The sequence below is a fragment of the Synechococcus sp. CCY 9618 genome (genome assembly GCF_019038415.1).
Lineage (GTDB): Bacteria > Cyanobacteriota > Cyanobacteriia > PCC-6307 > Cyanobiaceae > Cyanobium.
The window spans coordinates 28,737-54,971 of the sequence record NZ_JAFKRG010000052.1 but is presented as its reverse complement, the minus strand read 5'-3'; the positions used below and the strand labels follow the sequence as shown (position 1 = coordinate 54,971).

The 26,235-nt window shown below is 70.1% G+C and carries 28 protein-coding genes and 1 tRNA gene; 12 read left to right on the top strand and 17 right to left on the bottom strand.

What is annotated here, in order from left to right; genetic code table 11:
* Positions 1-202: 202 nt before the first annotated feature.
* Positions 203-793, top strand: coding sequence for an HdeD family acid-resistance protein (locus tag KUG41_RS14125; protein ID WP_216904851.1), 591 nt, complete (start codon positions 203-205; stop codon positions 791-793).
* Positions 794-821: 28 nt separating this feature from the next.
* Here the strand turns inward: KUG41_RS14125 and KUG41_RS14120 are convergent, their stop codons facing one another.
* The 4 genes from KUG41_RS14120 to KUG41_RS14105 all read right to left on the bottom strand — a co-directional run bounded on the left by KUG41_RS14120 (position 822) and on the right by KUG41_RS14105 (position 4,563).
* On the bottom strand, positions 822-1,196 hold the full coding sequence (locus tag KUG41_RS14120) for an AbrB family transcriptional regulator (protein WP_216904856.1): 375 nt from the start codon (positions 1,194-1,196) through the stop codon (positions 822-824).
* Positions 1,197-1,317: 121 nt separating this feature from the next.
* Positions 1,318-1,932, bottom strand: coding sequence for a cytochrome c oxidase subunit 3 (locus KUG41_RS14115; protein WP_216904850.1), 615 nt, complete (start codon positions 1,930-1,932; stop codon positions 1,318-1,320).
* Between the two features lie 36 nt (positions 1,933-1,968).
* The gene (ctaD, locus tag KUG41_RS14110) at positions 1,969-3,636 is read right to left on the bottom strand and encodes a cytochrome c oxidase subunit I (protein ID WP_216904849.1); all 1,668 of its coding nucleotides are present in this window, start codon (positions 3,634-3,636) and stop codon (positions 1,969-1,971) included.
* A gap of 42 nt (positions 3,637-3,678) precedes the next feature.
* Positions 3,679-4,563, bottom strand: coding sequence for a cytochrome c oxidase subunit II (locus tag KUG41_RS14105; RefSeq protein ID WP_216904848.1), 885 nt, complete (start codon positions 4,561-4,563; stop codon positions 3,679-3,681).
* A 197-nt stretch (positions 4,564-4,760) separates the two neighbouring features.
* Here KUG41_RS14105 and KUG41_RS14100 point away from each other — a divergent pair, with 197 nt between their 5' ends.
* From KUG41_RS14100 to KUG41_RS14075, 6 genes are read left to right on the top strand one after another with little or no spacing between them, the layout of a single operon-like run.
* The gene (locus tag KUG41_RS14100; RefSeq protein ID WP_216904847.1) at positions 4,761-5,741 is read left to right on the top strand and encodes a heme A synthase; all 981 of its coding nucleotides are present in this window, start codon (positions 4,761-4,763) and stop codon (positions 5,739-5,741) included.
* Positions 5,734-6,735: a heme o synthase gene (locus tag KUG41_RS14095; RefSeq protein ID WP_216904846.1), complete on the top strand. Its 1,002-nt coding sequence runs from the start codon at positions 5,734-5,736 to the stop codon at positions 6,733-6,735. Before KUG41_RS14100 ends, KUG41_RS14095 begins: the two co-directional genes overlap by 8 nt.
* 38 nt (positions 6,736-6,773) lie before the next feature.
* The gene (locus KUG41_RS14090) at positions 6,774-7,796 is read left to right on the top strand and encodes an ABC transporter ATP-binding protein (protein ID WP_216904845.1); all 1,023 of its coding nucleotides are present in this window, start codon (positions 6,774-6,776) and stop codon (positions 7,794-7,796) included.
* A gap of 19 nt (positions 7,797-7,815) precedes the next feature.
* Entirely contained in the window at positions 7,816-8,679 is an 864-nt protein-coding gene (locus KUG41_RS14085; RefSeq protein WP_216904844.1) for an ABC transporter permease, read from the top strand.
* 12 nt (positions 8,680-8,691) lie between these two features.
* On the top strand, positions 8,692-9,195 hold the full coding sequence (locus KUG41_RS14080) for a hypothetical protein (RefSeq protein WP_216904843.1): 504 nt from the start codon (positions 8,692-8,694) through the stop codon (positions 9,193-9,195).
* 20 nt (positions 9,196-9,215) lie between these two features.
* On the top strand, positions 9,216-9,920 hold the full coding sequence (locus KUG41_RS14075; protein ID WP_216904842.1) for an N-acetylmannosamine-6-phosphate 2-epimerase: 705 nt from the start codon (positions 9,216-9,218) through the stop codon (positions 9,918-9,920).
* Between the two features lie 18 nt (positions 9,921-9,938).
* Here KUG41_RS14075 and groL read toward each other — a convergent pair whose 3' ends face one another.
* The gene (groL, locus tag KUG41_RS14070; RefSeq protein ID WP_216904841.1) at positions 9,939-11,597 is read right to left on the bottom strand and encodes a chaperonin GroEL; all 1,659 of its coding nucleotides are present in this window, start codon (positions 11,595-11,597) and stop codon (positions 9,939-9,941) included.
* 137 nt (positions 11,598-11,734) lie between these two features.
* On the opposite strand from groL, the gene KUG41_RS14065 reads away from it, so the two are divergent.
* Positions 11,735-11,977 (top strand): hypothetical protein, encoded by a 243-nt coding sequence (locus tag KUG41_RS14065; protein ID WP_216904857.1) that lies wholly within the window; start codon positions 11,735-11,737, stop codon positions 11,975-11,977.
* 3 nt (positions 11,978-11,980) lie between these two features.
* Here KUG41_RS14065 and fabG read toward each other — a convergent pair whose 3' ends face one another.
* From fabG to KUG41_RS14050, 3 genes are read right to left on the bottom strand one after another with little or no spacing between them, the layout of a single operon-like run.
* The gene (gene fabG, locus KUG41_RS14060; protein ID WP_216904840.1) at positions 11,981-12,733 is read right to left on the bottom strand and encodes a 3-oxoacyl-[acyl-carrier-protein] reductase; all 753 of its coding nucleotides are present in this window, start codon (positions 12,731-12,733) and stop codon (positions 11,981-11,983) included.
* A gap of 58 nt (positions 12,734-12,791) precedes the next feature.
* A complete protein-coding gene (locus KUG41_RS14055) occupies positions 12,792-13,916 on the bottom strand; it encodes a TrkA family potassium uptake protein (protein ID WP_216904839.1) in 1,125 nt (374 codons plus the stop codon).
* 9 nt (positions 13,917-13,925) lie between these two features.
* A complete protein-coding gene (locus KUG41_RS14050; protein ID WP_216904838.1) occupies positions 13,926-14,768 on the bottom strand; it encodes a glycosyltransferase family 9 protein in 843 nt (280 codons plus the stop codon).
* 79 nt (positions 14,769-14,847) lie between these two features.
* On the opposite strand from KUG41_RS14050, the gene ispD reads away from it, so the two are divergent.
* Positions 14,848-15,555, top strand: a complete 708-nt coding sequence (gene ispD / locus KUG41_RS14045) for a 2-C-methyl-D-erythritol 4-phosphate cytidylyltransferase (protein ID WP_216904837.1) — start codon at positions 14,848-14,850, stop codon at positions 15,553-15,555.
* A complete protein-coding gene (locus KUG41_RS14040; RefSeq protein WP_216904836.1) occupies positions 15,552-16,649 on the top strand; it encodes a CpcT/CpeT family chromophore lyase in 1,098 nt (365 codons plus the stop codon). The genes ispD and KUG41_RS14040 overlap by 4 nt, the downstream gene beginning before the upstream one ends.
* Here KUG41_RS14040 and KUG41_RS14035 read toward each other — a convergent pair.
* Positions 16,646-17,593, bottom strand: coding sequence for an LD-carboxypeptidase (locus KUG41_RS14035; RefSeq protein ID WP_216904835.1), 948 nt, complete (start codon positions 17,591-17,593; stop codon positions 16,646-16,648). The two genes, KUG41_RS14040 and KUG41_RS14035, sit on opposite strands and share 4 nt — an antisense overlap.
* Positions 17,594-17,598: 5 nt before the next feature.
* The gene (locus KUG41_RS14030) at positions 17,599-18,492 is read right to left on the bottom strand and encodes a 4-hydroxybenzoate polyprenyltransferase (protein WP_216904855.1); all 894 of its coding nucleotides are present in this window, start codon (positions 18,490-18,492) and stop codon (positions 17,599-17,601) included.
* Positions 18,493-18,634: 142 nt separating this feature from the next.
* Between KUG41_RS14030 and KUG41_RS14025 the strand changes: the two genes are divergently transcribed.
* Complete coding sequence (locus KUG41_RS14025; protein WP_216904834.1) at positions 18,635-20,281, top strand: Ppx/GppA phosphatase family protein; 1,647 nt, start codon at positions 18,635-18,637, stop codon at positions 20,279-20,281.
* Here the strand turns inward: KUG41_RS14025 and KUG41_RS14020 are convergent.
* Positions 20,256-21,059 (bottom strand): helix-turn-helix domain-containing protein, encoded by an 804-nt coding sequence (locus KUG41_RS14020; RefSeq protein WP_216904833.1) that lies wholly within the window; start codon positions 21,057-21,059, stop codon positions 20,256-20,258. The two genes, KUG41_RS14025 and KUG41_RS14020, sit on opposite strands and share 26 nt — an antisense overlap.
* Before the next feature lie 148 nt (positions 21,060-21,207).
* A tRNA-Val gene (locus KUG41_RS14015) sits at positions 21,208-21,279 on the bottom strand.
* 284 nt (positions 21,280-21,563) lie between these two features.
* Here KUG41_RS14015 and KUG41_RS14010 point away from each other — a divergent pair.
* Positions 21,564-22,283 (top strand): EcsC family protein, encoded by a 720-nt coding sequence (locus tag KUG41_RS14010; RefSeq protein WP_216904832.1) that lies wholly within the window; start codon positions 21,564-21,566, stop codon positions 22,281-22,283.
* On the opposite strand, the gene KUG41_RS14005 is transcribed toward KUG41_RS14010, so the two are convergent.
* From KUG41_RS14005 to petA, 5 genes are all read right to left on the bottom strand, one after another.
* Positions 22,280-22,894 (bottom strand): hypothetical protein, encoded by a 615-nt coding sequence (locus tag KUG41_RS14005; protein ID WP_216904831.1) that lies wholly within the window; start codon positions 22,892-22,894, stop codon positions 22,280-22,282. The two genes, KUG41_RS14010 and KUG41_RS14005, sit on opposite strands and share 4 nt — an antisense overlap.
* Positions 22,895-23,042: 148 nt before the next feature.
* Positions 23,043-23,624 (bottom strand): alpha-ketoglutarate-dependent dioxygenase AlkB, encoded by a 582-nt coding sequence (locus KUG41_RS14000; protein ID WP_216904830.1) that lies wholly within the window; start codon positions 23,622-23,624, stop codon positions 23,043-23,045.
* On the bottom strand, positions 23,621-24,385 hold the full coding sequence (gene cobM / locus KUG41_RS13995; protein WP_216904829.1) for a precorrin-4 C(11)-methyltransferase: 765 nt from the start codon (positions 24,383-24,385) through the stop codon (positions 23,621-23,623). Before cobM ends, KUG41_RS14000 begins: the two co-directional genes overlap by 4 nt.
* On the bottom strand, positions 24,382-25,224 hold the full coding sequence (lgt, locus tag KUG41_RS13990; RefSeq protein WP_216904854.1) for a prolipoprotein diacylglyceryl transferase: 843 nt from the start codon (positions 25,222-25,224) through the stop codon (positions 24,382-24,384). The genes cobM and lgt overlap by 4 nt, the downstream gene beginning before the upstream one ends.
* Before the next feature lie 14 nt (positions 25,225-25,238).
* Positions 25,239-26,186, bottom strand: a complete 948-nt coding sequence (petA, locus tag KUG41_RS13985) for a cytochrome f (RefSeq protein WP_216904828.1) — start codon at positions 26,184-26,186, stop codon at positions 25,239-25,241.
* Between the last annotated feature and the right edge of the window lie 49 nt (positions 26,187-26,235).

The window sequence follows — 26,235 nt, the reverse complement described above, 5'->3', positions numbered from 1 at the left end:
GGGGGGTGAGGTCTGGGGCTGTTGGGTCGCACCACAACCCTGTCGGCCTCACACCCCTTTGTCAGCCGGAACAACCTGGTGGCACTACACAGCTAGCCCGGCCTGGCCTTGGCTGCGGGCCATTCCGGATGCTGCGACACATCAAGGAGCGTTGTCAGCGGCCACCTGCCTTGGCACGCTGGCGGCACCTTGAACCCGGTCCATGCCCAGCCCCGGAACGCCGCCCTCCCGTCCGGCCATGGGTGCCGCCCTGCGCGCCTTCACCCTGGCGGAGGGGGTGATGCTGCTGGTGCTGGGGGTGCTGGCGGTGGTGTTTCCCGTCCTGGCCTCCCAGTGGGTCACCGCCATGGTGGCCATCGCCTTTCTGGTGGGGGGCCTTGTGGGCTGGATCAGTTCCCTGCTGCGCTCGACGCGGCTGAGCCGGGCGATCACTTTCTGGCGGCTGGTGATCTCCACCCTGTTTCTGGTGATGGGGGTCTGGATGATCCAGCAGCTGGCCTCCGGGCCGATGGCAGCGGCGGCGCAGACGGCTGCCCTGGCCCTGGCCATCGGCGTGGTGTTTCTGGTGGAGGGGGTGGTGGCGATCCTGGTGTCCGCCACCCACCGTCAGATCGTCGGCTGGCGTTGGGGACTGGCGAACGGCGTGGTGACCCTCGCCCTGGGCCTGCTGATCCTCACCATGAAGTTCTGGAGCCTGCTGTGGGTGGTGGGCACCCTGGTGGGCATCAGTTTCCTGTTCAGCGGCATCGATCTGCTGCGCTTCAGCGCCAGCTTCCATCCGGAAGAGGACTGAAGCGCCAGGGCCGCGGCCCTGGAGACGGTCAGGGGCGGCTGTCCCCGTTGGAGCCCTCCAGGGGCAGGAGCCAGATGGAGCCGGTCTCCTTGTGGATCTCGATCCTGAATTCCTGGCCCGGCTCGAGTCCCATGCGCCGGGTGTAGGCCTGGCCGATCAGCAGGTTGCCGTTGCCATGGACCCGGGTGCGGAATTCGGCCTGGCGCCCCTTGCCCGCTCCGGGAGTGCCGCTGGCCACACTGGAGGGGAAGGTGTATCCCTTGGCGGCCACCAGGGCGCGATAGAAGCTCTTCTTCAGCACCCGGCCGCTCGGGCCCACGTAGCCGCAGGCCCTGGCGATCTGGTCTTCGGGGCGGTTGCTGAGGGCACGGGCCCGTTCGAGCAGGGCCTGGCCCTCCAGCATGCCCGCGCTGGCTGGGCTCTCCTCGTTGGCTGGACCTTTCTGGGCTCCCATCAGCCTTGATTCCGGATACTTCTCTTTGAATTGTGCCGATGGTTGTGCTGAACGGGCAAGCGTTAGGGAATCAGAGCAGGTAAAGAATCCCGTAAAGGATCACCCAGATCCCATCCACGAAATGCCAGTAAAGCTCGGCCGCCTCGAGGCCGAAGGGAGCCCCGCTGCTGACCCGGCCACCCTGGCGGGTCTGCACCCAGACCAGCAGGATGCAGATGACCCCGAGGGTCACGTGCAGGCCATGGAAGCCCGTCAACGCATAGAAGGTGCTGGCGAAGAGGTTGTCCGTCAGGCCGAAGGGAAGGCTGAAGTACTCCACCATCTGGCCGGCCAGGAAGGCGGCCCCCAGCCCCGCCGTGAGCAGCAGCCAGGCCCGGCACGGACCCATGCGGCCCAGCAGCAGGTTGCGCCCCGAGCGGTGGAAGGTGTAGCTGCTGACCAGCAGCAGCACGGTGTTGATCGAGGGAAGCAGCAGCTCCAGTTCGTAGGTGGAGCCCGCCGGCAGGGGGTTCACCGCCCGGAAGGTGAGATAGGCCGCGAAGAAACCGGCGAAGGTCATCCCATCGGCCACCAGGAAGGTGGCCAGGCCGAAGAGCCTCAGGTCGGCGTGTTCGCCATGGGCTTCGGCGACAACGGCTTCGCCGGTGCTGGCGCTGGCGCTGGTGCTGGTGGCGATGCTGGTCATGGGACAGGGAGCTGATGAGCGGAGGGTCAGGAGCGATCAGCGGCGGCCGGCGCCGCTCCAGAGGTCCCTGCCGGTGGCGGCCGCCACGCTGAGGGTGTCTTCGGGGACGCCGTAACCGTAAGGGTGTTCCACCAGTGGCGCCTCACCCACCCAGTTCTCCACCGGAGGAGGCGAAGAGGTGAGCCACTCGGGGGTGAGGGCGTTCCAGGGGTTGTCGCCTGCCACCCGGCCGCGGAAGGCGCTCACCAGCACGTTGTAGAGGAAGGGCAGGCTGCTGATGGCCATCAGCAGAGCCCCCACGCTGCTGATCTGGTTGAGGGTGGTGAAGCTGGGGTCGTACTCGGCCACGCGGCGGGGCATGCCGTTGAGGCCGAGCCAGTGCTGGGGGGCGAAGCAGAGGTTGAAGCCGATGAAGGTGAGCAGAAAATGCAGCCGGCCCAGATCCTCGTTGAGCATGCGACCGGTGAACTTCGGATACCAGTGATAGATGGAGGCGAAGATCACGAACACCGTGCCGCCGTAGACGATGTAGTGGAAATGGCCCACCACGAAGTAGGTGTCGTGGACATGGATGTCGAAGGGCACCTGGGCCAGGGCCACGCCGGTGATGCCACCGAAGACGAAATTGACGATGAAGGCACAGGAGAACAGCATGGCGCTGTTCAGGGCGAGTTTCCCTCCCCAGAGGGTGGCCAGCCAGTTGAAGAATTTGATCCCCGTCGGCACGGCGATGAAGGAGGTGGCGATGGTGAAGAACAGCCGCATCCAGGGAGGTGTGCCGCTGGTGAACATGTGGTGGGCCCAGACCACCAGGCCCAGCACCACGATGGCCATGATCGAGTACACCATGGTGGTGTAGCCGAACAGGGGCTTGCGGGAGTGGATCGGCAGGATCTCGCTCACCAGGCCGAAGGCCGGCAGCACCATGATGTAGACCGCCGGGTGGGAATAGAACCAGAACAGGTGCTGGTAGACCACCACGTTGCCGCCCATGGCCGGGTTGAAGAAGCCGGTGTGGGCCACGATGTCGAAGCTCAGCAGCAGCAGGGTGCCCGCCAGAACCGGGGTGGAGAGCACCACCAGGATGCTGGTGCCGAGCATGGCCCAGCAGTACATCGGCAGCTGCATCAGCTTGAGTCCGGGCCGGCGCAACTTCAGGATCGTGGCGATGAAGTTGATGCCCCCGAAGATCGAGCTGCCCCCCAGCAGCAGCACGCTCACGATCCACACCACCTGGCCCAGGGCCGGGGTGGTGATGCTCAGCGGGGGGTAGGCCGTCCAGCCTGACTGGGCCGAGCCGGTGATGAAGTAGCTGCCGATCAGCAGGATTCCCGCCGGTGGAATCATCCAGAAGGCCACGGCGTTGAGCCGGGGGAAGGCCATGTCCCTGGCCCCCACGTAGAAGGGGATCAGGTAGTTGCCGAAGCCGCCGTTCACCACCGGCACGATCCACAGGAAGATCATCACCGTGCCGTGCAGGGTGAGCACTTCGTTGTAGGTTTCGCGACCGACGAAATCGGAGATCGGGCTGGCCAGTTCAGCGCGGATCACGCCGGCGAGGGCGCCGCCGATGAAATAGAAGATGAACCCGGTCACCAGGTACTGAAGGCCGATCACCTTGTGATCGAGGCTGAAACTGAAATAACGCAGCCAGCCCTGGGGCTGGAGGCTCTCCTGAAAGTCGTTGGGTGAGGCGACGGTCATCGGGTCTGGGGGATCTGGCGGGGGGATCGGTACGAGCCGGGATCAGGCGGTGGGAGTGAGCGAAGCACTGGCCACGGTGGCCGCCAGGGGGCTGTTCTTCTCGAACCAGGCGTCGTAGGCGTCAGGTTCGTGCACCACCACCGTGGAGCGCATGCCGCCGTGGTAAGGGCCACAGAGCTCTGCGCAGACGATGGGGTAGCTGCCGGACTTGGTGGGTGTGAAGGTGAGCACGGTGGGCTGGCCGGGGATGACGTCCTGCTTGATCCGGAACTGGGGCACCCAGAAGGCGTGGATCACATCGTTGGCCTTCATGCGCAACTCCACCGGACGGCCGTTGGGCACATGCAGTTCACCGCTGGTGATGTCCCCGTCGGGGTAGTGGAAGATGAAGGCGAACTGCATGGCCGTCACCTCCACCGGCAGCACGTTGACGTCGTCGGCTGCCACGCCGATGCCCCCCCAGACCCTGGCCGCCGGGGCTGAGACCGCCGATCCGGCTCCCACCGACGCTTCCATGGTTTCGGTCTCCGTGGGGGCCATCCGGTGCATGGCGGCGTGGTCGTTGAGGCTGCTCATGCCGCCCATGCGCTCGTAGATGTCGTAGCTGTAGAGGCCGACGAACAGGACCACGATCGCGGGGATCGCCGTCCAGACGATCTCGAGCAGGAGGTTGCCCTCGATCGCCTGACCGTCGGTGATGTCGCCGGCCCTGCGGCGGAAACGGACCAGGCTGAACAGCACTAGGCCGACGATGCCGACGAAGAGGATTGTTCCGATGCTGAACAGGACCCGGAACAAGGCGTCGTAGACGGGTGCGTTCGCGCTCGCGTCGAGGGGCAGCACATTGACGTTGTACCCGACCCAGAGGCCGGACAGAACGAGCGCCATGCCCACCAGGAGGGTGACCAGGGCGGAGGGGATCGGCACGGCTCGGGAACGGACGGACGTCGGAGGAAGCGGAGACTCCCTCAGCACGTCAGCTTATGGAAGGCCGTTGAGGGCCCGTGCGTTCGTTGTAGCCAGGGAAGCAATTTCCGAGAAATTTCACATTTAGTTCGGGTGATGTGCTGAATCGCACATCTTCCCGAGCTCGCTAACTTGAATCCCCAGAACAGCACTCGTTCATGGCCGTTGCGCCATCCGCGCCAGCTCTCTCCACTGTCGGCTCCAGCTCCCCTTTCCGCTCCAGCAACGGGGGCTGGCCCGGCCGGCTCGTGCCCCTGCTCACCGCTCACCTGGTCGTCGCCCTGGTGGCGCTGGTGGGCATCGGTGGCGCCACCCGGGTGATGGAGGCGGGCCTGGCCTGTCCCGACTGGCCCCTCTGCTACGGGGTGCTGCTGCCGGGACGGCAGATGAATCTCCAGGTGTTCCTGGAATGGTTCCATCGCCTCGACGCCTTTCTGGTCGGCCTCGCCCTGCTGGCGCTGTTCGGCCTGAGCCTGCGTTACCGCGCCCGCTTTCCGGTCTGGTTGCCCTGGAGCGCTGGCCTGGCCCTGGTTCTGGTGGCCGTCCAGGGCGGTCTTGGGGCCCTCACGGTGCTCAGCCAGCTGGCGGCTCCCACCGTCACCCTGCACCTGGCCACGGCCCTCACTCTGGTGCTGCTGCTGGCGGCCACCCACCAGGGGCTCGAGGCCTCCGGCCGCGCCGTCCCTGCTGCCGCTTCCTTGCCGCCGCCGCGCTGGTGGTGGCCCCTCCCTCCCCTGGCTGCCCTTCTTGTGGGCAGTCAGTGCCTGCTGGGAGGAGCCATGGCCAGTCGCTGGGCGGCCGATCTCTGTCTGCAGGCGGGCGAGGGCTGTCGCTGGCTGCTCCTGCATCGCCAGGGGGCCTACCCGGCGGCCCTGGTCGTGCTGCTGATGGCCCTCGGTTCCCTGTTCCTCCCCCGTGACCAGGCCAGGTCCCGCACCTTCGCCCTCGCAGCCGCCGCTCTCGTGGTTCTGCAGGTGGCGCTCGGGGTGCTCACCCTGCGCCTTCAACTCACCGCCCCGGCTGTCACCGTGGCCCACCAGCTCACCGCTGCCCTGCTGGTGGCGGTGCTGGGCGGGCTCTGGGGCCTCTCGATCCCTGTCCCTACCTTCTCAACCCGTCCCGAGGTGGCCCATGGTTAGCGCCAGTGTCGTGACGGCCGGCGCCGTTGCCGCCCCCCCCTCTCCGGCGCCGATCCGCCCCTCGGTGAAGCTGCCGGCCTGGCTGGAGGTCGCCAAGCCGCGGCTGATCCCCCTGCTCCTGGCCACCACGGTCGGCGGCATGGCCCTCACCCCCGCCTGGCCGCTGGATCCGCTGCGGATGGCCTTCACCCTGGTGGGCGGAGCGATGGCCTCGGCCGCTGCCGGTGTCCTCAACTGCCTCTGGGAGCAGGAGCTGGATGGGCGCATGCAGCGCACCAGCCGCCGCGCCCTGCCCTCGGGCCGGCTGGCCCAGCGCCAGGCCTTCGCCCTCGCCGTGGCCCTCACCGTCGCTTCGGTGCTGGTGCTTGTGCTGGGCGTCAATGCCCTGGCGGCCTCTCTGGCCCTGCTGGGCCTGTGCAGCTACGTGCTCCTCTACACGGCCCTGCTCAAGCCCCGCACCACCCAGAACATCGTCATCGGCGGCATGGCCGGCGCCATTCCCCCCCTGGTGGGGGCGGCCGCGGCCACCGGCCATCTCGGCTGGAGCAGCTGGTGGCTGTTCGCCCTGGTGATGGTCTGGACCCCCGCCCATTTCTGGGCCCTGGCCCTGCTCCTCCACGATGACTACCGCTCGGTGGGCATTCCGATGCTGCCGGTGGTGAAGGGTCTGGGGGTCACGGCCCGGGCCATCGGCCGCTACAGCTGGGTCACGGCGGCCCTGAGCCTGGCCGGGGTGGTCGCCCTGCCCAGCGGAGGCTGGCTCTACGGCCTGCTGGTGCTGCCCTTCAATGCCCGCCTGCTCCAGCTCAGTGCCAGCCTCGGACAGGATCCCCATGATCCGCGCCGGGCCCGCAGCATGTTTCGGTGGTCGATCTTCTATCTCTTCGGCATCTGTCTGCTGCTGGTGCTGGCGCGCACGCCCCTGGCCGCCTCCGTCGATCCGGCGGCCCTGCTCGCCGCCGTGGTGCGTCTGCCCTCCGGCGGGGCTGCCTAGATTGGCCCCGCTTCCGGCCCTTCGCGATTGACCCCGGCTTGATCGAGCTCCAGCACCTCAGCAAGCGTTTCGGCGGCCGCAAGGCCCAGCCGGTCCAGGCCCTGGACGACCTCTCCCTGAGCGTGCCCGCGGGCTCGCTCTACGGCCTGCTCGGCCCCAACGGGGCGGGCAAGACCACGGCCCTGCGCATCCTCTGCACCCTGCTGGCCCCCGATTCGGGGACGGTGAAGGTGGCCGGTGTCGACGCCCTGGCCGAACCCCGGTCCGTGCGGCGCCTGCTCGGCTATGTGGCCCAGGAGGTGGCCATCGACAAGATCCTCAGCGGCCGGGAACTGCTGCATCTGCAGGCAGCGCTGTATCACATGGATGCCGCCGATCGCTCGGCCCGCTCCGCCGAACTGATCGACCTGCTGGGAATGGGCGACTGGATCGATCGCCGCTGCGGCACCTATTCCGGTGGCATGCGCCGGCGCCTCGACCTGGCCGCCGGCCTGCTGCACCGCCCCAAGGTGCTGGTGCTCGATGAGCCCACCGTGGGTCTTGACATCGAGAGCCGGAGCGCCATCTGGCAGGTGCTGCGCCAGCTGCGGGATCAGGGCACCACGGTGCTGCTCAGCAGCCACTACCTCGAGGAGGTGGACGCCCTGGCCGACCGGCTGGCCATCATCGATGGTGGCCGGGTGATCGCCGAGGGCACCCCCGCTGAGCTCAAGGGAGCCCTCGGTGGCGACAGGGTGACCCTGCGGGTACGGGAGTTCAGCGATGAGCAGGAGGCCTCCCGGGTGCGCACCCTCCTCCAGGCCTGCCAGGGCGTGCGCCAGGTGGTGGTGAACCGGGCCCAGGGCTACTCCCTCAACCTGGTGGTGGAGGACGCCTCGGTGGTCGAAACCCTGCGCCGGCAGCTGGTCGACGCCCGGCTGCCGGTGTTCGCCCTGGCCCAGAGCCGCCCCAGCCTGGACGATGTCTATCTCCAGGCCACCGGCCGCACCCTGATCGATGCCGAACTCTCCGTGGCCGGTCGCCGGGACCTCAAGGAGGAACGCAAGCAGTCGATGCGATGACCCGATTCACCCCTTCCCCATGACCAGCGCAAGCCCTTCCCTCACCCCCGTGGCCGCCGGCGGCGGTGAGCCCTCCGCCCTCGCCGAGATCGCCCAGGAGACCCTGGCCCTCACCCGGCGCCTGTTCGTTCAGCTGGCCCGGCGCCCCTCCACCCTGGTGGCGGGAGTGCTGCAGCCCCTGATCTGGCTGGTGCTGTTCGGTGCCCTTTTCGCCAACGCGCCGGAGGGTCTGCTGCCCGGTGGCATGAGCTACGGCCGCTTCCTGGGGGCCGGGGTGATCGTGTTCACCGCCTTCAGTGCCGCCCTGAACGCCGGCCTGCCGGTGATGTTCGACCGCGAGTTCGGCTTCCTCAACCGGCTGCTCGTGGCCCCTTTGCGTTCCCGCAGCTCGATCGTCTTCGCCTCGGTGCTTTACATCACCAGCCTCAGCCTGGTGCAGAGCCTGGCGATCATGGGCACCGCCGCCCTGCTGGGCTACGGCTGGCCGGGGGGGGCCGGTCTGCTGCTGGTGCTGGTGACCCTGCTGCTGCTGGTGTTCGCGGTCACGGCACTCAGCCTGGGGCTGGCCTTCGCTCTGCCGGGTCACATCGAGCTGATCGCGGTGATCTTCGTGGCCAACCTTCCCCTGCTCTTCGCCAGCACCGCCCTGGCTCCCATTTCCTTCATGCCCACCTGGCTGGGCTGGCTTGCGGCCCTGAATCCCCTTACCTTCGCGATTGAACCGATCCGCGCCGCCTACACGGGATCCTTCCACCTCACCGATGTGGTGCTGGTGGCCCCCTACGGCTCCCTCACCGCCGGTGCCTGCCTCGCCATCCTGGCGGGCCTGGCGGCGGGTCTGTTCCTGCTGATCCGCCCGATGCTGGATCGCAAGCTCACCTGAAGCCCCCCCACCTTGCCCCTGTCCTCCCGCCGGCCCGAGCTCTCCAATCAGCTCCTGGAGGCCATCCGCCGTCGGGATGCCGCCACCACCGGCAGGCTGACCCGACAGTGGGTCCATCGCCATGGGGTTGGGTCCCTGGCGGCGTTCCGGCGCGACACCCTGGTCGCCGAGCATGGCCAGGACACCGATGACTGGCTGCAGGGCCAGCTGGATGCTGCGCCGCCACCACCCCTGACCCCGGACCCACCCGCCGCCGGCAAAGCCCCTGCCGCTCCGGCCCTGGCGGACGCCTTCGCCGCCCTCGAGGACGCTTTCCTTCCTCCTCCCTTGAACCTGCCGGCAGACCTGCCCGACCCGGCGGCGGCCGACGGGACCGGGCAGGGGGCCTCGGCCCTGCCCGCCGCGTCCCTGCTCCGGTCCATCCCCGCCAGCACCCAGCCGGCACCGGCGCCCGCCACCCTGGCCGACCTGCGCTCCTGGCTCTCCGGCGCCCCCCAGCATCGGCGGGCCAGCTGATTTCCCCCTTCCAGCCCGCCATGGTTTCCAACCGCCCCCTGCCCGGCCGTGCCGACCTGGCCGGCGGGTTGATCGTCTCGGTGCAGGCGCCCGAAGGTTCGCCGATGCGCGATCCGGCCGTGATCGCGGCGATGGCCGAGGCCAGCCTGCGCCAGGGGGCCGCCGGGGTGCGGCTGGAGAGTCCGGAGCACATCGGGGCGGTGCGCCGTCGTTGTCCCGGGGCCCTGATCGTGGGGCTCTGGAAGCGCAGTTTCCCCGACAGCCCGGTGTACATCACTCCTGGCTGGGAGGAGATCCGTGCCGTCTGGGCGGCCGGAGCCGATGTGGTCGCGCTCGATGCCACCGACCGCCCCCGGCCTGAGGGCCAGCGGCTGGAATCGCTCGTGGCCCGTGCCCGGGACGAGCTCGGTGCCTCCCTGATGGCGGATGTGGACAGCGTGGCGAACGGGCTGCGGGCGGCATCCCTGGGTTGCGCCTGGGTGGGCACCACCCTGTACGGCTACACCGTCGACACTGCCATCGTTTCCCCTCCCGCCTGGGACCTGCTGGCTCCGCTGAGGCGGGAGCTGCCTGAGGGGGTGGTGCTGATCTGCGAGGGCGGCATCGCCTCAAGGCAGCAGGCAGGCCAGGCCCTGGCCACTGGTGCCGATGCCGTCGTGGTGGGCACCGCCATCACCGGAGTGGATCTGCAGGTGGCCGCCTATGTGAAGGCCCTGGCCGGATGAGGCCAGGGCCAGTGGGACTCACATCATCCCGGGCATGCCCATGCCACCCATACCTCCCATTCCACCCATTCCACCCATGCCACCGTCGCCGGCCGGGGGGGCCGGAGGCTCGGGCTTGTCGGCGATCACCGCCTCGGTGGTGATCAGCAGGGCGGCGATCGAAACGGCATCCTGCAGGGCCAGGCGCACCACCTTGGCCGCGTCGAGGATGCCGACGGCCAGCAGGTCGTCATAGGTGCCGGTGAGGGCGTTGTACCCCTTGCCCTGGCTCAGGATCTGCTGCACCACCACATCACCGTTGGCGCCGGCGTTGATGGCGATCTGGCGCGCCGGGGCCGCCAGGGCCCGCTGCACGATTTCCACGCCGGTGCGCACGTCGCCATCGCAGCGGCTGGCCAGTGCCCCCAGTTCATCGGTGAGCTGCAGCAGGGTGCTGCCGCCGCCGCCGACGATGCCCTCGTCGATCGCAGCCCGGGTGGCGTTGAGGGCGTCCTCGATGCGCAGCTTGCGGTTGCGCAGTTCGGTTTCGGTGGGCGCTCCCACCTTGATCACCGCCACGCCGCCGGCGAGCTTGGCAATCCGCTCGTTGAGCTTTTCCTTGTCGTAGTCGGAATCGGTGGCCTCCAGTTCCCGCTTGATGGCCGCCACCCGATCGGTCACTGCCGCCTTCTGGTCATCGGAGGCCACGATCGTGGTCTCGTCCTTGCTGATCGTGATGCGGTGGGCATGGCCCAGGTCGGCCAGGGTGGCCTTCTCGAGGGTCATGGCCCGGTCTTCGCTGATCACCGTGGCACCGGTGAGGATGGCGATGTCCTCGAGCATGGCCTTGCGGCGGTCGCCGAAGCCGGGGGCGCGCACGGCGGCCACCTGGAGCACGCCTCGGGTCTTGTTGACCACCAGCGTGGCCAGGGCCTCGCCCTCCACTTCCTCGGCCAGGATCACCAGGGGCCGGCCGCTCTTGGAAACGGCCTCCAGCACCGGCACCAGATCCACAATGGTGCTGATCTTGCGGTCGGTGATCAGCAGCAGGGGGTTGTCGAAGGCGCACTCGCGCCGGTCCTGGTCGGTGACGAAGTAGGGGGAGGAATAGCCGCGATCGAAGGCCATGCCTTCGGTGATCTCCAGCTCGGTGGCCAGGGATTTCGACTCCTCCACGGTGATCACCCCATCGGCGCTGACCCGCTCGACGGCTTCCGCGATCATGCGACCGATCTCCTCATCGTTGCCGGAGCTCACCGTGGCCACCTGGCGGATGGCGTCGCCCGCCACGGCCTGGGAGCGGGCGGCGATGCCCGCCACCACCAGGGCCGTGGCCTGCTCCATGCCGCGCCGCAGGGCGACGGGGCTGGCCCCGGCGGCCACGTTGCGCAGCCCCTCCTGCACCAGGGACTGGGCCAGGACGGCGGCGGTGGTGGTGCCGTCGCCGGCGGTGTCCTTGGTTTTGGAGGCCACCTGCTGGATCAGCTTGGCGCCGAGGTTCTCGAAGGGATCCTCCAGCTCGATCTCCTTGGCGATGGTGACGCCGTCATTGACGATGTCGGGGGCACCGAATTTCTTCTCCAGCACCACGTTGCGACCCTTCGGCCCGATGGTGACCTTCACCGCATCGGCCAGGGCGTTCACGCCGCGCTCGAGAGATTCGCGGGACGCGTCGGCGAACTGGATCAGTTTGGCCATCGAAAGGGGTTGGCAGCAACAATCCCCGAAGCGTCCCACAGGGACCCCGCAGCCCGCATCCGGCCGCCGGTGGGGAAAGCCGAATGCCCAGTCTCCGAAAGGCTGCAGCCCCTTTGCCGAGGGGGTACCTTCGAAGCATGGAAGACCTCCTGCAGCAGACACTCGACAGCGCTGCCTCCGAATCCGCCCTGACTCCCACCGGAGCCGCGGATGGCATGGTGTTTCTGCTGATCGCCGCCCTTGGCCTGTTGATGGCCCTGGTCTACGTACCCATCCGCCTGTTCCTCACGCTCACGGCCCGCAGCCGCCGGCTGCGCCTGCTGCAGCGCATCCGCAAGCTTCGGGAGGACCTGGGCCAGCCCCTGGCACCGGAATCCTGAGCCTCAGCGCATCACCATCCCCCCGTCCACCTGCAGCACCTGGCCGGTGATGTAGGCGCCCGCCGGCTCCGCCGCCAGGAACCTCACCGCCCCGGCCACGTCCTGGGGCTGGCCCATCCGGCCCAGGGGAATGGCCGCCAGGATCGGCTCCTTGTCCAGATCCCGGGTCATGTCGCTGTCGATGAATCCCGGCGCCACGGCGTTCACGGTCACGCCCCGGCTGGCGAATTCGGCTGCGCTGCTCCGGGTCAGGCCGATGACGCCGGCCTTGGCGGCGCTGTAGTTGGCCTGGCCCGGGTTTCCCATCAGGGCCACCACCGAGGTGATGTTGATGATGCGGCCGCTGCGGGCCTTGAGCATGCTGCGGCTCACGGCCCGGGTGCAGAGGAACACCCCGGTCAGGTTGAGGTCGATCACGCTCTGCCAGTCCGCTGTCTTCATGCGCATGAGCAGGCCGTCGCGGGTGATGCCGGCGTTGTTCACCAGCACATCGAGGCGGCCTTCCCGCTCCAGCACGGCTTTCACCATGGCCTCCACCTCAGCTTCCTGGGCCACATCCGCCTGATGGCTCCAGGCCCGGCCCCCGGCCGCCCCGATCGCCGCCACCACCGCCTCGGCGGCCTCGGGGGAGCGGGCGTAGTTCACCACCACCGTGGCCCCGGCTGCGGCCAGGTCCTCGGCGATGGCCCGGCCGATCCCCCGGCTGGAACCGGTCACCAGGGCCACCTGGCCGGAGAGGGGAGCGGCGCTGGACATGGAAGTGGGGGACGGAATCAGGCGATCGTATGCCTTGCCCCCGACCGGCCAGCCCGCCTCAATCGGCCATGGGTTCGGCACTCTCCAGGGCCGGGCCGAGCACCTCGGCAAAGCGTTTGAGCTGCTCCTTGCTGCCCATCACCACCAGCAGCTGGCCAGCCCCCAGGCGCACATCGCCGCCAGGGTTGGTGACCAGCTTCGCCTCCGGGGTGCCGTAGGTGGTGCCCCGGTAGGAATAGGGATTCACCACGGTGGGGGCCGGTACCCGGATGGCCAGCACCTGGGCGCCGCTGCGGCGGCCGAACTCCATGTCCGCCAGGCTGCGCCCCTCCAGCGCGCCCATCCGCTCCCTGTCCTCGCTGAGCTGGAATTCCTCCACTTCGCAGTCGGAGCCGGCCAGCAATTCCATGAAATCGACCGCCAGGGGGCGCAGGGCGGTGGCGGCCATCACCCGGCCACCGGCCACGTAGGGACTCACCACCTGGTCGGCACCGGCCAGGCGCAGCTTGCGTCCCGCCTCCTCGCTGTCGGAGCGGGCGATCAGGCGGCAGCGGGGAGCCAGCCCCCGGGCGCTGAGCACCACGTAGAGGTTGGCGGCGTTGCTGGTGAGGGCCGCCACCAGGCTGCGGCAGTGGTGGATGCCCGCTTCCAGCAGGGTCTCGTCCAGGGTGGCGTCGGCGAACAGCACCGGCAGGCCCCGCTCTTCGGCCGCATCACGGCAGGCCGGGTCCATCTCCACCACCAGCAGGGGAACCCCCTCCCTTTGCAGCTGGTCGGCGATCTCCTGGCCGATGCGACCGAAGCCGCAGAGAATCACGTGGTTGTTCATGCTTTGGACCCAGTTGCGGAAACGGCGCTCCCGCAGGCGCCGGAAGTAGCCGGTTTCGGAGAGCCCCACCAGGTTCTGGATGGTGAGCTGCACCACCACGAGCCCCCCGGCGATGGAGAACACGGTGATGATCCGTCCCGCTGTGGAGAGGGGATGGACCTCGCCATAGCCGATGGTGGCGATGGTGATCGCCACCATCCAGTAGCAGTCGCCCCAGTCCCAGCCCTCGGTGATCCGGTAGCCCAGGGCGCTGGCGTTCACCACCACGATCATGGCGATGAGGGGGGTGATCCAGGGCCGCCGGGAGCGGGCGGACGGGGGGCGGTGCCTGCGGGCGAACCACAGGCGGCTCATCGGCGCTGCTCAGCCCAGGCCGAGGGCCTTGAGCACGTCGTTGCTGGGGAGGTCACGCAGGTGGCCATCGGAACCCAGCCCTTGTACTCCGCTCCGGCTCGGCAGGCTGTCGCTGCTGCGACCCAGTGCCACCACCGGGGTGCCGCAGAGCAGCGCCAGTTCGATGCTGACGGGGTCGCTGGCCAGCACCACATCGCTCGCGGCGACAAGGGCGGCCCGGGCGGCCAGGCCGGCGGGGGGCGCCGGAGGCACCTGCAGGCAGCGCAGGCCGCTCAGGCTGGCGCCGACGTGGCCGGGGAGCTCCTGCCAGGCAGCGTCCGGCCAGTCGCCGGGGGTGCCGGCGGGGGCCAGCAGCAGCATGGGCCCGTCGCCAGGGGGCAGGGTGGCAACAGCCTCATCGAGGGCGGCCTTGGACAGGCTGAGGCGGAAGGCGTCCGCCTCCAGGCGCACGCCGATCGGCCGCAGGTAGGCCTCCAGGGCCTGGGCGGGCCAGAGGCCCTCGGGCACGCTCACTTTTTCGGTGGCGGAGAACCCCCCGGTGGCCACCCGATTGGGGATATGGCTCATCGAGAGCATCAGATCCACCTGACGGCCGCTGGCCAGGTTGATGCAGGCCTGGAAGTCCGGCTCCCGCACCGATCCCAGCAGGTTGGCCCAGTCGGCCAGGCTGGCGTCGTCGAAGTTGAAGGGGATCACCTTCTCCACCGCCGGCAGCAGCTTCCAGAGCCCCGCCAGGGAGGGATGGCAGGCCACCTGCATCTGGAAGTGCAGTTGCTCTGCGGTGGCGGCCACGGCCGGAAAGCTCTGCAGCTGGCTGACGCCATCGCCCGGGATCAGAAACAGTGCGCGCATCGGGCGTTGGGTCGGGCGGGCCTCGCGGGCTGATTGTATGGAGGGGACTCCAGGGTTCCGCCCGGGCGGGCCATCGCTTGTGCATTTGCTGATCGCCGCCGCCGGCAGTGGCCGCCGTATGGGAGCCGCCACCAACAAGTTGTTGCTGCCCCTGGCCGGCCGTCCCGTGCTGGCCTGGACCCTGGAGGCCGCCCTCGCCTGCGAGGCGATCAGCTGGATCGGGGTGATGGGCCGGCCCGAGGACGAGACGGCCATCGGCGCGATCCTGGCCGCGGCGGAGCCCCGCCGCTCCCTGGCCGAACCGGTGACCTGGATCGTCGGCGGAGACACCCGCCAGGCCTCCGTGCGGCGGGGCCTGGCGGCCCTGCCCCCCGGGGCGGAGGCGGTGCTGATCCATGACGGCGCCCGCTGCCTGGCGGAGCCGGAGCTGCTGGAGCGCTGCGCCGTCGCCCTGAGCGAGGCCATGCTGGAGGGGGCCGGCATCATCGCCGCCACCCCCGTCACCGACACGATCAAGCAGGTGGACAGCTGCGGCGCCATCACGGCCACCCCCGATCGCAGCGGCCTGTGGGCCGCTCAGACGCCCCAGGGCTTCGGGGTGGCCCAGCTGCGGGAGGCCCATGGGCGGGCCGAGCGGGAGGGCTGGAGCGTCACCGACGACGCGGCGCTCTACGAGCGGCTGGGGCTGGCGGTGCGGGTGCTGGAGGCGCCGGCCTCGAACATCAAGCTCACCTCCCCCTTCGACCTCACCATCGCCGGCGCCGTTCTGGCGGCCCGGGGGGCATGAGTCCTGCCATGGACGCCGCCGCCCAGCTGGAGACGATCGCCGCCCGCTGGCAGGGGCGGTTCCACAACCGTCGCCAGGTGGCCGCCACCCTGGCCCGGGGCGGGCCGGTGGCGCCGGAGCTCAGCCGTGAAGCCCGCTGGATGGCGGTGGAGCGGCTGGAGGCACCCCAGCTGGGGGAGGTGGTGCTCTACTTCCAGGAGTTCCGCGCCGGCGCACCGGAGCTCGCCCACCGCCAGCGGGTGGTGGTGCTGCGGCTGGATCCCCAGCGGGAGGCCGTGCGGGCCGAGCAGCTGTTCTTCACGGGCGGCCCCACCTACGACCGGCCAGCTCTGGAGGCCTCCCGGGTGGCGGTGCTGGGGCCGGAGGCCTTCGATCGCCATCCGGGTTGCGATCTGTTCTTCACCGCCGAGCCGGAGCTGGATCGCTTCAGGGGCCGCATGGACCCCGGCGCCTGTCGCTACCACCATCCCCACGACGGGGAGGTGTGCGCCGATTTCGAAATGCTGCTCCACCCCGACCAGCTCTGGTACCGGGACCGCAGCGTGCGTCTGGCCGACGGCACGGTGCGCGGCGAGATCGACGGCTTCAGCTGGCTGCTCTTCGACCGGGCCGCCGCCGGGGAGGAGCCCGGCACGGCGCTGGATCCCGATCTGCCGGCCCTGGTGCGGCAGCAGGGGGTCTGGCGGGGCCGCTTCCGCCGCTACGGCCCGGACGGGGACCTGCTGGAAACGTTCCCCAGCACGATCACCGTGCGGGTGGTCCGGCAGCCCGGCGGCTGGCGCTACCACCAGATCAGCCTGCACGGGCCGGAGGCGGCGCCCGTGCGGCGCATCGAGGCCCATGGGGAGGTCCACTCCGGCCGTGTGTGGTTCAGCAGCGACCGCTACGAGGGCTGGGCGATGGACCTGCCCGGGGACGCTCCCGCCGGCGGCAGCCTGGTGGTGATGCAGGGGCGGGCACCCGGGATCCCGGATGTGCACGAGATCATCAGCTGCGCCCCGGATGGGGGCCGGCGCTGGCGGGCCAGCCAGCTGCTCCTGGACGGCCGGCTGGTGGGCCGCACCCTGATCGACGAGGAACGTCTGCCCGACTAGCCGGCCTGCGGCGGGATGCTGAGCCGCCCCCGGCCGGCGTCGAGCCGGGCCCGCACCCCCAGGGGCAGGGCGGCGTTGCCCGGGCCGTGGCCCACCGGCAGGCCTGCCAGCACCGGAATGCCCAGGTCGGCCGTGCGTTCCCTGAGCACCTCCTCCAGAGAGAAGCGCGGTGGGCTGGATACCCCACCCTCGCGGCCGTCGTCATCGTCGGGGTCGTCGCAGGCCTCGAAGCTGCCGAAGCCGATGGCCCCCAGACGCTGCAGGGCGCCGCAGAGGCGCCAGTGGGTGAGCATCCTCTCGATCCGGTAGGGGGCTTCGCCCACGTCCTCGAGGATCAGGATCGCCCCGTCCAGCTCCGGCAGGTGCGGCGTGCCCAGCAGGTGGGTGGCCACCGTCAGGTTGGCGGCCAGCAGCGGGCCTTCGGCCACGCCTTCCGTCCAGCCCTCCCCCTCCAGCTCGGCCAGGGGCTCGCCGAACAGCAGGGCCCGCAGCCGCTCCCGGCTCCAGGCCGGTTCGGCGGCCAGGGTGGTGAGCAGGGGGCCGTGGATGGCGCCCCCCCGTCCCGTCGCCAGGCGGTGCCAGAGCAGGGAGGTGACATCGGAGAAACCCAGCAGCCAGCCGTCGGCCACCGCGAGGGGCTGCTCCAGCAGCCGGGCCGAGCCCCAGCCCCCGCGCACGCAGGCCAGCAGGGCCGCCCCCTTCCGGCCGCCGGCGGGGCACAGGTCGCCGGCCCGTTCGGCGTCCGTGCCCGCCAGGTGGCCCCAGTGCCGCTGCCCCAGGCGAGCGGGGTCGTCATCCAGTCGCAGGCCCCAGCTCCGGAGCACCGCCAGCCCAGCCTCCAGCCGTTCCAGGTCGGCCAGGGCGGAGCTGGCCGCCACCAGCCGCACCGGATCGCCCGCCCGCAGGAACGGCGGCTGCTGGGGGGGCAGGCTGGCGGCGGCCATGGGGATCAGGCCGCGCTGGAGAGGATCACCGCCAGCAGCAGCAGGCCCCCGAGCCGCACCTGCATGGCGAAGTGGCGGCCGAAGGCGCTGCGGGGCAGGTCGGCCCTGCCCAGCAGGGTGGCCTGCTGCTGCATGGCCACGGCGGCGACGGCCCAGGGGAGCCAGAAGCCGGGGCCATCCCGGCCCTGCAGCACCACCGCCAGGGCCAGGGCGACGCAGGTGAGCCCGTAGCAGAGGGCCACCACCAGGGGCGCCTGCTCCCCCAGGCTGAGGGCGCTGCTGCGCACCCCCAGGCGCCGGTCGTCGTCCCGGTCGCTCATGGCGTACACGGTGTCGAAGCCGAAGGTCCAGCTGACGGTGGCCAGCCAGGTCAGCAACAGGGGCCAGCCCCCCCGAGCGCCTGCCAGGCCCCCCTGGGCTGCGGCCCAGGGGATCAGCACGGCGAAGCCCCAGCAGAGGGCGAGCACCAGCTGGGGGTAGGCGAACCAGCGCTTGGCGGAGGGGTAGAGCAGCACCAAGGGCAGGGTGGCCAGGGCCAGCCCCACGCACAGCAGGCGGCTGGCGGTCGGGAGGGCCAGCAGGGCGGCCAGGGCCACTGCCAGGCAGAGCAGCAGCAGCACCGCGGCCGTGCCCACGCCGACGCGGCCGTCGGCCAGGGGGCGGTGGCGGGTGCGCTCCACCAGCGGGTCGATGCGCCGGTCCCAGAGGTCGTTGGCGACGCAGCCCGCCCCGCTCACCGCCAGGCCGCCCAGCACGATCCAGCCCACCAGGGGGGCCGGCGGCGGCACGGTCGGACCCAGCCAGAGGGCCCAGCCGGCGGGGATCAGCAGGATCAGCCTGCCGCTGGGCTTGTGCCAGCGCAGCAGCTCAAGCCAGGCCCGGTCATGGCCGGCCGCCATCGGGGCTGGTTCCGGCGGGTCGGCTGCCAAGGGGACGATCACCGCTCGGGAAGGTCGGTTGGCGGCACCCTATCCAACCCCTCGCAGGCATCGTTCCTGTCCCGGTGGCAAAGTGGCGCCGCCGCTCCCCGGGCCGTTCCCCATGCCCCCGATCCCTGCCACCGCCGAGACCGCGGAACGGCGGGTGGCGGCCATCGACATCGGCACCAACTCGATCCATCTGCTGATCGCGGCGATCGATCCGGCCCTGCGAAGTTTCTCGGTGGTGGTGGCGGAGAAGTCCACCACCCGGCTGGGGGAGCGGGATCCGGAGAGCGGCGAGCTCACCCCCGAGGCCATCGAACGGGCCTTCCTCACCCTGCGCCATTGCCGCGACCTGGCCACCAGCCATGGGGTCGAGCAGATCGTCACGGCCGCCACCAGCGCCGTACGGGAGGCTCCGAACGGCCGTACCTTCCTGCAGAATCTTCAGGACCAGCTCGGGCTGGCGGTGGATCTGGTGAGCGGACCGGAGGAGGCCCGGCTGATCTACCTGGGTGTGCTCTCGGGCCTCTCCTTCGGTGATGCGCCTTACTACATCCTCGATATTGGTGGCGGCTCCACCGAGCTGGTGCTGGCCGATGGCCGCGATTCCCGGGCCCTCACCAGCACCCGCATCGGCGCGGTGCGCCTGCAGCGGGAGTTCTGCCAGGAGGATCCCCTGCCGCCGGAGCGCCGCCGCTTCCTGGAGGCCTACATCCAGGGGGCGATCGACCCGGCCGCCGCCGAGGTGAAGCGGGCCCTGCGGCCCGGGGAGACCCCCGTACTGGTGGGCACCAGCGGCACTGCCATGGCCATGGCGTCGCTGGCCTCGGCAGAAGATCCCAACCCGCCCCTGAAACTCGACGGCTACCGGCTCAGTCGCGCCCGCCTCGATGAGATCGTGGAACAGCTGGTGGTCATGACACCTGAGCAGCGCCGGTCCCTGACGGCCATCAACGAGCGCCGGGCCGAAATCATTGTGCCCGGTGCCCTGATCCTCCAGACCACCATGGAGATCCTGCAGGCGAAGGAGCTGGTGGTCTGCGAGCGGGCCCTGCGGGAGGGCCTGATCGTCGACTGGATGCTGCGCAACGGCCTGCTCGTCGATCGCTTCACCTTTCAGAGCACGATCCGCCGCCGCACGGTGCAGCATCTGGCCCGCACCTACGGGGTGGACACCAGCCGCGCTGATCGGGTGGCGAGCCACGCCCTCAGCCTCTACGACCAGACCCGTGGCCTCCTGCACGACGACGATGGTGACGGCCGTACCCTCCTCTGGGCGGCGGCCCAGCTCCATGCCTGCGGCAAGCACGTCAACATCGCTGCTTACCACAAGCACACCTGGTATCTGATCCGCCACGGGGAGTTGCTGGGCTACTCGGAAGCCGAGCACCTGATGGTGGCGGCGATCGCCCGCTACCACCGCCGCAGCCTGCCGAAGAAGCGCCATGAGTCGTGGCAGCTGATCGAGGACCGACAGCACCGCCACACCGTGTTCGCCATGGCCCTGCTGCTGCGGCTGGCGGCCTCCCTCGACCGCCGTCCGGCCCCCGGCATCGAGGCCATCACGGTGACTGCGGATCCCGCGACGGATTCTGAGCGGGCCGATCAGGCCCGGGGCTTCACGATCACCCTGCAGCCGAGGGCGTTCGTCTCCGGAGAGCCCACGGTGGATCTCAGTCTTGAGGAGTGGAGTCTGCGCTCCTGCGCCGATCTGGTGCTGGAAGCCACGGGGCTGAGGCTCACGGTGAAGCAGACGTCCCCTTGAACGTGCGCCACGCCACCTGATCGATCCGTCCCAGCGGCCGGGCTGCCTGGCCGCCGGTACTGGCGGTCACCAAGTCGGGCCGACCGGCCAGCACCCTCAGACCGCTGCCCAGGGGGAAGCTCTTCTCTCCATTGAACGTGCCGCGGAACAGGGTCACCCCGGCCGAGTCGCGGACTTCCAGCCAGCTGGGCTCCGCGCTCCGCAACAGCAGCTGGTCCGGAGGCGCCGTCGCCACCGGGCTGGCGGGGGAGGGAGCGGAGGGAGCGGCCGGCGGTGGCACCGGCGCCGTCGCCGCTCCGGGAGCCGGGAAGGGCGTCGGCAGGCGCCAGGCCTGGATGGTGGGCAGTTTCCCCTGCAGGGCAGCCACGGCCAGGGCGCCGCCGCCGAGCAGCAGCAGCCAGCCGATGGGTCCTGCGGAGCGGGTGTGGGATCTGCCGGCCGGCGGGCTGGCCGGAGGGTTCGGGATCCGCCGCTGGACGGGAGCGGAGGGCGGTCTGCGCACCTTCCGCATCATGCGGCTGTCCTGCAGATCGCTGATCTGCTGGCTGACGTCGATCCGCAGGGCTCCTGCCACCCGTTTCGCCTGGGCGACGACGAACACCGCTTCCGGCAGGTTGGCGTGGTCGCCGGCCTCCAGGGCCATCAGCTGTTCTGTGCCCAGCCGCAGCCGACCCGCCAGGTCCTCCAGACTCAGACCCTGTTCACGACGGGCTCGGCTCAGCCGTTCCCCCAGGTGAATCAGTTCCGGGATCGGAGCACTTCCATCCTCTGCGGCCATCGTTGCAGCAGGGACATCGGACAAGAGCGTTGACTCCGTAGACGCGGCGGTCTTTGCAGTATGGCGACCCGACCTGAACACGACCATCGATCCAATCCCGCAGAGCGATCCCAGAAAGTGGATCGGGCCATCGGGAAGACCGAAAACATGGGCGATACTGGATTCGAACCAGTGACCCCTTCCGTGTGAAGGAAGTGCGCTACCGCTGTGCTAATCGCCCATCAGGGATTTCGGCCCAAGCTGGCTGAGAAAGTGATCTTTCCCTGAACCGGTTGGATGTCGTCCCGGCCTTATGGCCTGATCTCTCCTACACGGTCGCCGATCTCACTGTCAAATCCCTTCCGCCACGTCAGCTCCGGCGGGATGCCCGGTGATCACCGGCGCATGGCTCAGGCTGGAAACCGTGTCCATGAGCCATCTGGTCGTCGAGCACCGGGGCGCAGAACTCTGTTCCTGGCCGCGCCAGACCCCGCCTAAGCTGCGTCCGACCTCTGGCGGTCCGCCATGGCCTCAGTGCCTGGATCCCCCTTGCCGGTGGAGGAGCTGGTGCGCCGCCTGGTGCTCTGGGGCGTGGAGGGGGCCCCCCTGCCCAGTCCCCTGCCGGGAGGAGCACCGATCCGGTTGCGGTCGGCTGCGGAGGTGGCCGGAGACTACGGGCCCCGCATTGCCCAGGTGGGCCTGGAGCGGGCGGTTCAGGAGATGATCGAGGACCAGGCCCGCTGGAACGGGGGCACCGGATTCCTCACCGGTCTGGGGGGATTCGCCCTGCTGCCGGTGCAGTTGCCTGCCGCGGTGACGGCCACCTGGGTCATCCAGACCCGCCTGGTGGCCGCCATCGCGGCGCTCCATGGATTCGATCTGGAGCATGAAGCGGTGCGCACCCAGATCCTGCTCACCCTGATCGGTGAGGAGGCCGGAGAGGTGCTCAAGCAGATCGGTGTCAAAGCCAGCCAGCAGTTCGCCCAGGCCCAGTTGCGACGCCTGCCGGCCGGTGTCCTGGCCGCGATCAACCGGGCCGTGGGTTTCCGCCTGGTCAGCCGGTTCGGGGAAGGGGGCCTGGTTCGGCTGCACCGGGTTGTCCCCGTACTGGGAGGCCTGGTGGGAGGGGGGGTCGACTACGTCATGACGCGGCGGCTCGGGGCCTTTGCCGCCCGGGAGCTGGGGCGGCGGGTACCGGCCTCCTGGACGGAGGCGGATGTGATCGACGTGGAGGTGATCGGCTAACCGGTGCCTTCGCAGCCGTTCGTCACCCGGCGGGCCACCTCCGGATCGAACTCGATGCTTTCAGGAGCGTTGAACAGATCGGGCTGGAGCGTTTTCAGGGCCAGGAAGTCCCGGTCGAGCCGTGCCTGGGCGCTCTCGATCCGCGTGGCCCGTTCCTCTCGCCAGCGGGCCCTCTGCCCGGCCACACGCTGCTCCCAGGCGTCGAAAGCCGCCTCGTAACGTTCGCGGTCGAGCTGCTGGTCCTCCTGGCGGTAGCGGGCCTCCCTGCGGGCGTCCAGGGGAGGAGGTGCCGCCTCGGAAGGCCGGAACGGGGCGTTCCTGGCCGCGGCCAGTTCCTGTTCCGCCTCCCGCAGGGAGGCCATCAGGGCGCTGATCCGCTGCTGGCGGCTGCGGCAGGCATCCAGCGCCGCCTGGCGGGCGGCAGCGGCCCTGGACGTTGCGTTCTCGATCGCCAGGCTGCGATCTGTCGTGGGCAGGCAGCGCACATAGGCCAGGGCCGCCCTCACCGGATCACCGGCCCCGGCACCCCGCTGGCGGCAGCGCTCCCGGCCGCCCTCGCTGACCCCGGTGAACTGGCAGCCGCCAGCCAGGACGGTGACGCCGAGCAGCATCAGGAGGATTCGTTTCTGTCGGTCGCCGCTGAGCCTCACCATCGCCCTCGGAACTCCGCTCAGAGGTACGCATCCATTGTCGCCATCCAGCCGCTGAGCCGACGTCTCCCTCGGCCGCCCAGGGGGGCGGCCCCACCGGCCTTCGCCCTCAGGTCGTCGGCAGAACCACCCGGAAGGTGAGGTTCAGCCGGGGGGCTGCGACCCTCAGGCGCCTCGGCAGGCCATGCTGCCAGTGCCGCTGGGTGGGCGGGTCCATCAGCAGCAGATCCCCGTGGCCCAGTTCCACCGCCACGGTGGGGGTCGCGTTGCGCTGGCGGCTCCGGAACCGCAGGGTGCGGCTGGCCCCCAGGCTCAGGGAGGCGATGGGGGCACCGGGATCCAGCTCGGGTTCGTCGTCGGCATGCCAGCCCATGGCATCGCGGCCGTCCCGGTAGAGATTGAGCAGCAGGGAATTGAAGGACCGGCCAGCGGCCGCGCCGATGCGCCGGCGGATCGCCTCGGCCAGGGGCGTCCAGGGCTCGATGGCGTTCTCCAGGCCGGAATAGCGATAGCCGCAGCCGGGGTCGGCCATCCAGCAGGTGAGCCGGGGCATGGCATGGCGCCGGCCGTAGACAGTGATGTGCTCCTGTTTCCAGGGCACCTCCCGCCGCAGCTGCTCCAGCCAGCCATCGGCCTCCGCCGCTGCGACCCAGCCGCGCAGGTGGCGCAGGCCGGGTCGGGCCGGATTCACTCCGCGCCGCCGCGGAACAGGTGGTTGTGGGCGGCGGAATAGAGCAGGGAGCGGGCCCCCTCGGCGGGCCGCAGGGCGGGGCTCACCACATACAGGGTGGTGCGGATCAGGTTCCGCTCCCGGCTGACCCGGGCCATGGCCTCCAGCGGCACCACCTGCAGCCACTGGTCGGGCCAGCTCACCCGGTAGCCGATCGCCACGGGCGTGTCGGCCGGGTAGTGCTGCAGCAGTTCGGCCTGCACCTCCTCCACATGCCGGGCGCTCAGGTAGAGGCAGAGGGAGGCCTGCAGGGCGGCGAGTCGGGCCAGGGATTCCCGCTCCGGCACGCCCGTGCGTCCGCCGGCCCGGCTCAGGACGATCGTCTGCACCCTCCCGGGGATGGTCAGCTCGGTTCCCAGAGCGGCGGCGGTGGCCTGGTAGGCGCTCAGGCCCGGAACCACCTCCACCGCCAGCCCGGCGTCGGCCAGCCGGCAGATCTGCTCCTGCAGGGCGCCATAGAGGCAGGGATCGCCGTCGTGGAGGCGCACCACCCGCCGGCCCGCCAGGGCCCGCTCCCGCACCACCTCCATCACCTCTTCGAGGGTGAGGGTGCTGGTGCGCACCGATTCGCAACCCTCCGGGGCCAGGGCGGCGATCTGGGGATTCACCAGGGAGTCGGTCCAGACCAGCACCTCCGCCGCTTCGATGGCCCGGGCGGCGCGCAGGGTGAGCAGGTCGGGCGCGCCGGGGCCTGCGCCCACGATCTGGACGGTGGCGGTCATGGGCTCACACCGGAAGGGTCAGGGAGGGGACGGCGGATGCGGTAGAGCCAGAGCAGTCCGGCGCCCCCCAGGAGGATGAGCAGCAGGCTCATCAGCTGGGCCATGCGCAGGCCGCCCGCACAGAAGGGAGGCTGGGAGAACAGGCAGAGCGGGTCGAGCCGCAGCCCTTCGATCCAGAAGCGACCGGCGCTGTAGGCCATCAGGTAGGTGCAGCTGAGGGCTCCGGCCGGGAGCCGCAGGCGGCCCTGGCTGCCGAGGCGGAACAGCAGCAGCAGCAGGGCGCAGACGCCCAGATTCCAGAGGGACTCGTAGAGGAACGTGGGGTGGAAGGAGGCCTGCTCGATGAACTGGGCCGGGCGGTTGGCCATCGGGATGGTCAGGGCCCAGGGCAGGTTGGTGGGCAGGCCGAAGGCCTCGGAGTTGAAGAAATTGCCCCAGCGGCCGATGGCCTGGCCCAGGGCCACGGCAGGAACCAGCACGTCGAGCAGGGCCCAGAAGGGCTGGCGGCGCCAGCGGCAGAAGAGAATGGTGACCAGGGTGCCGCCGATCAGGGCGCCATGGATGGCGATGCCCCCTCGCCAGATGGCGAAGACGCCGCGCCAGTCGTCCTGGTACTGGCGCCACTCCAGGGCCACGTAATAGATGCGGGCCCCGACCACGGCGCCCAGCACCAGCAGGGGCAGCAGGTCGGCGATCAGGGCCGGATCGATGCCCCGGCGTCGGCCCAGCCAGCTGGCCAGCAGCAGCCCCAGCAGCACCGCCATGGCGATCAGCAGGCCATACCAGCGGATGGAGACAGGACCCAGCTGGAAGACCAGCGGCCCCGGGGATGTGAACAGTCCGAGGGTGGAGCTCAGAAGCCCTCCGCCGCCTGGACCTTCTCCACCTGGCGCTTCTTGAGCACCAGCATGATCTGGGCCAGGGCCACGGCGGCGAAGAAGGCCAGCAGACCGTAGATGCGCACCGGGTTCTGAAGCACCACTTCGGCGTCGATCTGGCCGAAGCCACCCACGTTGGGGTCATTGGTGATGGGGGCGCCGGCCTCGACCGCATCGCCCACGGCCACCGTCAGGGTGGGACCGGCGGGGATCGTTTCGGTGACGGTGCTGCCGGCAGTGCCGGTGATCTCCACGACGGTGGTGGCGCCGTCATCAGAAGCGGTGATGGCGCTCACCGTGCCGGCCGCCGGGGCGGTGTAGATGGCGTTGTTGGTCTTCTCGCCTTCGGGGGTCACCTGGCCGCGGCCCCGGTTGCCGCCCACATGCACCTGGTACTTGCCGAAGTGGATGGCGCTGTCGGTGCCGGGATCCGGCGACAGGATCGGGAAGACGATCTCCTGGTGCTGGTCTCCGGGGAGGGGGCCCACCAGCAGGATGTTGGGCTGGTCGTCGCTGTACTGGGTGTAGTAGATGCCGGCGGTCTCCTCCTTGAGCTCATCGCTGAGGCGGTCCTGGGGGGCCAGGGTGAAGCCGTCGGGCAGCATCACCACAGCTCCCACGTTGAGGCCGGCGGGGCTGCCGTTGCCCGACACCTGCTGGACCGACGTGTCGTAGGGGATTTCCACCACCGCCTTGAAGACCGTGTCGGGGAAGACGGCCTGGGGTACCTCCACCCGGGTGGCCTTCTTGGCCAGGTGGCAGTTGGCGCAGACGATCTTTCCTGTGGCTTCCCGCGGGGTGGCGTAGTTCTGCTGGGCCCAGAAGGGGTAGGCCCAGCTGGGGCTGGCCCCCAGAAGCAGCACCCCCACCGAGAGGCTGAGGGTGAGGAGGCTGCCGAGCAGAGGGGAGAGGAAGCGGCGCATGGGGTTGGCGGTGGTGGGCGGCGGAGGGGGGATTGGGGGGGAGGTTCAG

Coding starts and splice junctions, on each gene's coding strand:
- KUG41_RS14075 (WP_216904842.1), top strand. CDS start 9,216: ATGGTTTCCAACCGCCCCCTGCCCGGCCGTGCCGACCTGGCCGGCGGG.
- cobM (WP_216904829.1), bottom strand. CDS start 24,385: ATGACCGCCACCGTCCAGATCGTGGGCGCAGGCCCCGGCGCGCCCGAC.
- KUG41_RS14030 (WP_216904855.1), bottom strand. CDS start 18,492: ATGGCGGCCGGCCATGACCGGGCCTGGCTTGAGCTGCTGCGCTGGCAC.
- KUG41_RS14065 (WP_216904857.1), top strand. CDS start 11,735: ATGGAAGACCTCCTGCAGCAGACACTCGACAGCGCTGCCTCCGAATCC.
- KUG41_RS14055 (WP_216904839.1), bottom strand. CDS start 13,916: ATGAGCCGCCTGTGGTTCGCCCGCAGGCACCGCCCCCCGTCCGCCCGC.
- KUG41_RS14085 (WP_216904844.1), top strand. CDS start 7,816: ATGACCAGCGCAAGCCCTTCCCTCACCCCCGTGGCCGCCGGCGGCGGT.
- KUG41_RS14125 (WP_216904851.1), top strand. CDS start 203: ATGCCCAGCCCCGGAACGCCGCCCTCCCGTCCGGCCATGGGTGCCGCC.
- KUG41_RS14100 (WP_216904847.1), top strand. CDS start 4,761: ATGGCCGTTGCGCCATCCGCGCCAGCTCTCTCCACTGTCGGCTCCAGC.
- KUG41_RS14040 (WP_216904836.1), top strand. CDS start 15,552: ATGAGTCCTGCCATGGACGCCGCCGCCCAGCTGGAGACGATCGCCGCC.
- KUG41_RS14020 (WP_216904833.1), bottom strand. CDS start 21,059: ATGGCCGCAGAGGATGGAAGTGCTCCGATCCCGGAACTGATTCACCTG.
- KUG41_RS14050 (WP_216904838.1), bottom strand. CDS start 14,768: ATGCGCGCACTGTTTCTGATCCCGGGCGATGGCGTCAGCCAGCTGCAG.
- groL (WP_216904841.1), bottom strand. CDS start 11,597: ATGGCCAAACTGATCCAGTTCGCCGACGCGTCCCGCGAATCTCTCGAG.
- petA (WP_216904828.1), bottom strand. CDS start 26,186: ATGCGCCGCTTCCTCTCCCCTCTGCTCGGCAGCCTCCTCACCCTCAGC.
- KUG41_RS14120 (WP_216904856.1), bottom strand. CDS start 1,196: ATGCTGGAGGGCCAGGCCCTGCTCGAACGGGCCCGTGCCCTCAGCAAC.
- KUG41_RS14035 (WP_216904835.1), bottom strand. CDS start 17,593: ATGGCCGCCGCCAGCCTGCCCCCCCAGCAGCCGCCGTTCCTGCGGGCG.
- KUG41_RS14010 (WP_216904832.1), top strand. CDS start 21,564: ATGGCCTCAGTGCCTGGATCCCCCTTGCCGGTGGAGGAGCTGGTGCGC.
- KUG41_RS14005 (WP_216904831.1), bottom strand. CDS start 22,894: ATGCTGCTCGGCGTCACCGTCCTGGCTGGCGGCTGCCAGTTCACCGGG.
- KUG41_RS14095 (WP_216904846.1), top strand. CDS start 5,734: ATGGTTAGCGCCAGTGTCGTGACGGCCGGCGCCGTTGCCGCCCCCCCC.
- fabG (WP_216904840.1), bottom strand. CDS start 12,733: ATGTCCAGCGCCGCTCCCCTCTCCGGCCAGGTGGCCCTGGTGACCGGT.
- ctaD (WP_216904849.1), bottom strand. CDS start 3,636: ATGACCGTCGCCTCACCCAACGACTTTCAGGAGAGCCTCCAGCCCCAG.
- KUG41_RS14115 (WP_216904850.1), bottom strand. CDS start 1,932: ATGACCAGCATCGCCACCAGCACCAGCGCCAGCGCCAGCACCGGCGAA.
- KUG41_RS14025 (WP_216904834.1), top strand. CDS start 18,635: ATGCCCCCGATCCCTGCCACCGCCGAGACCGCGGAACGGCGGGTGGCG.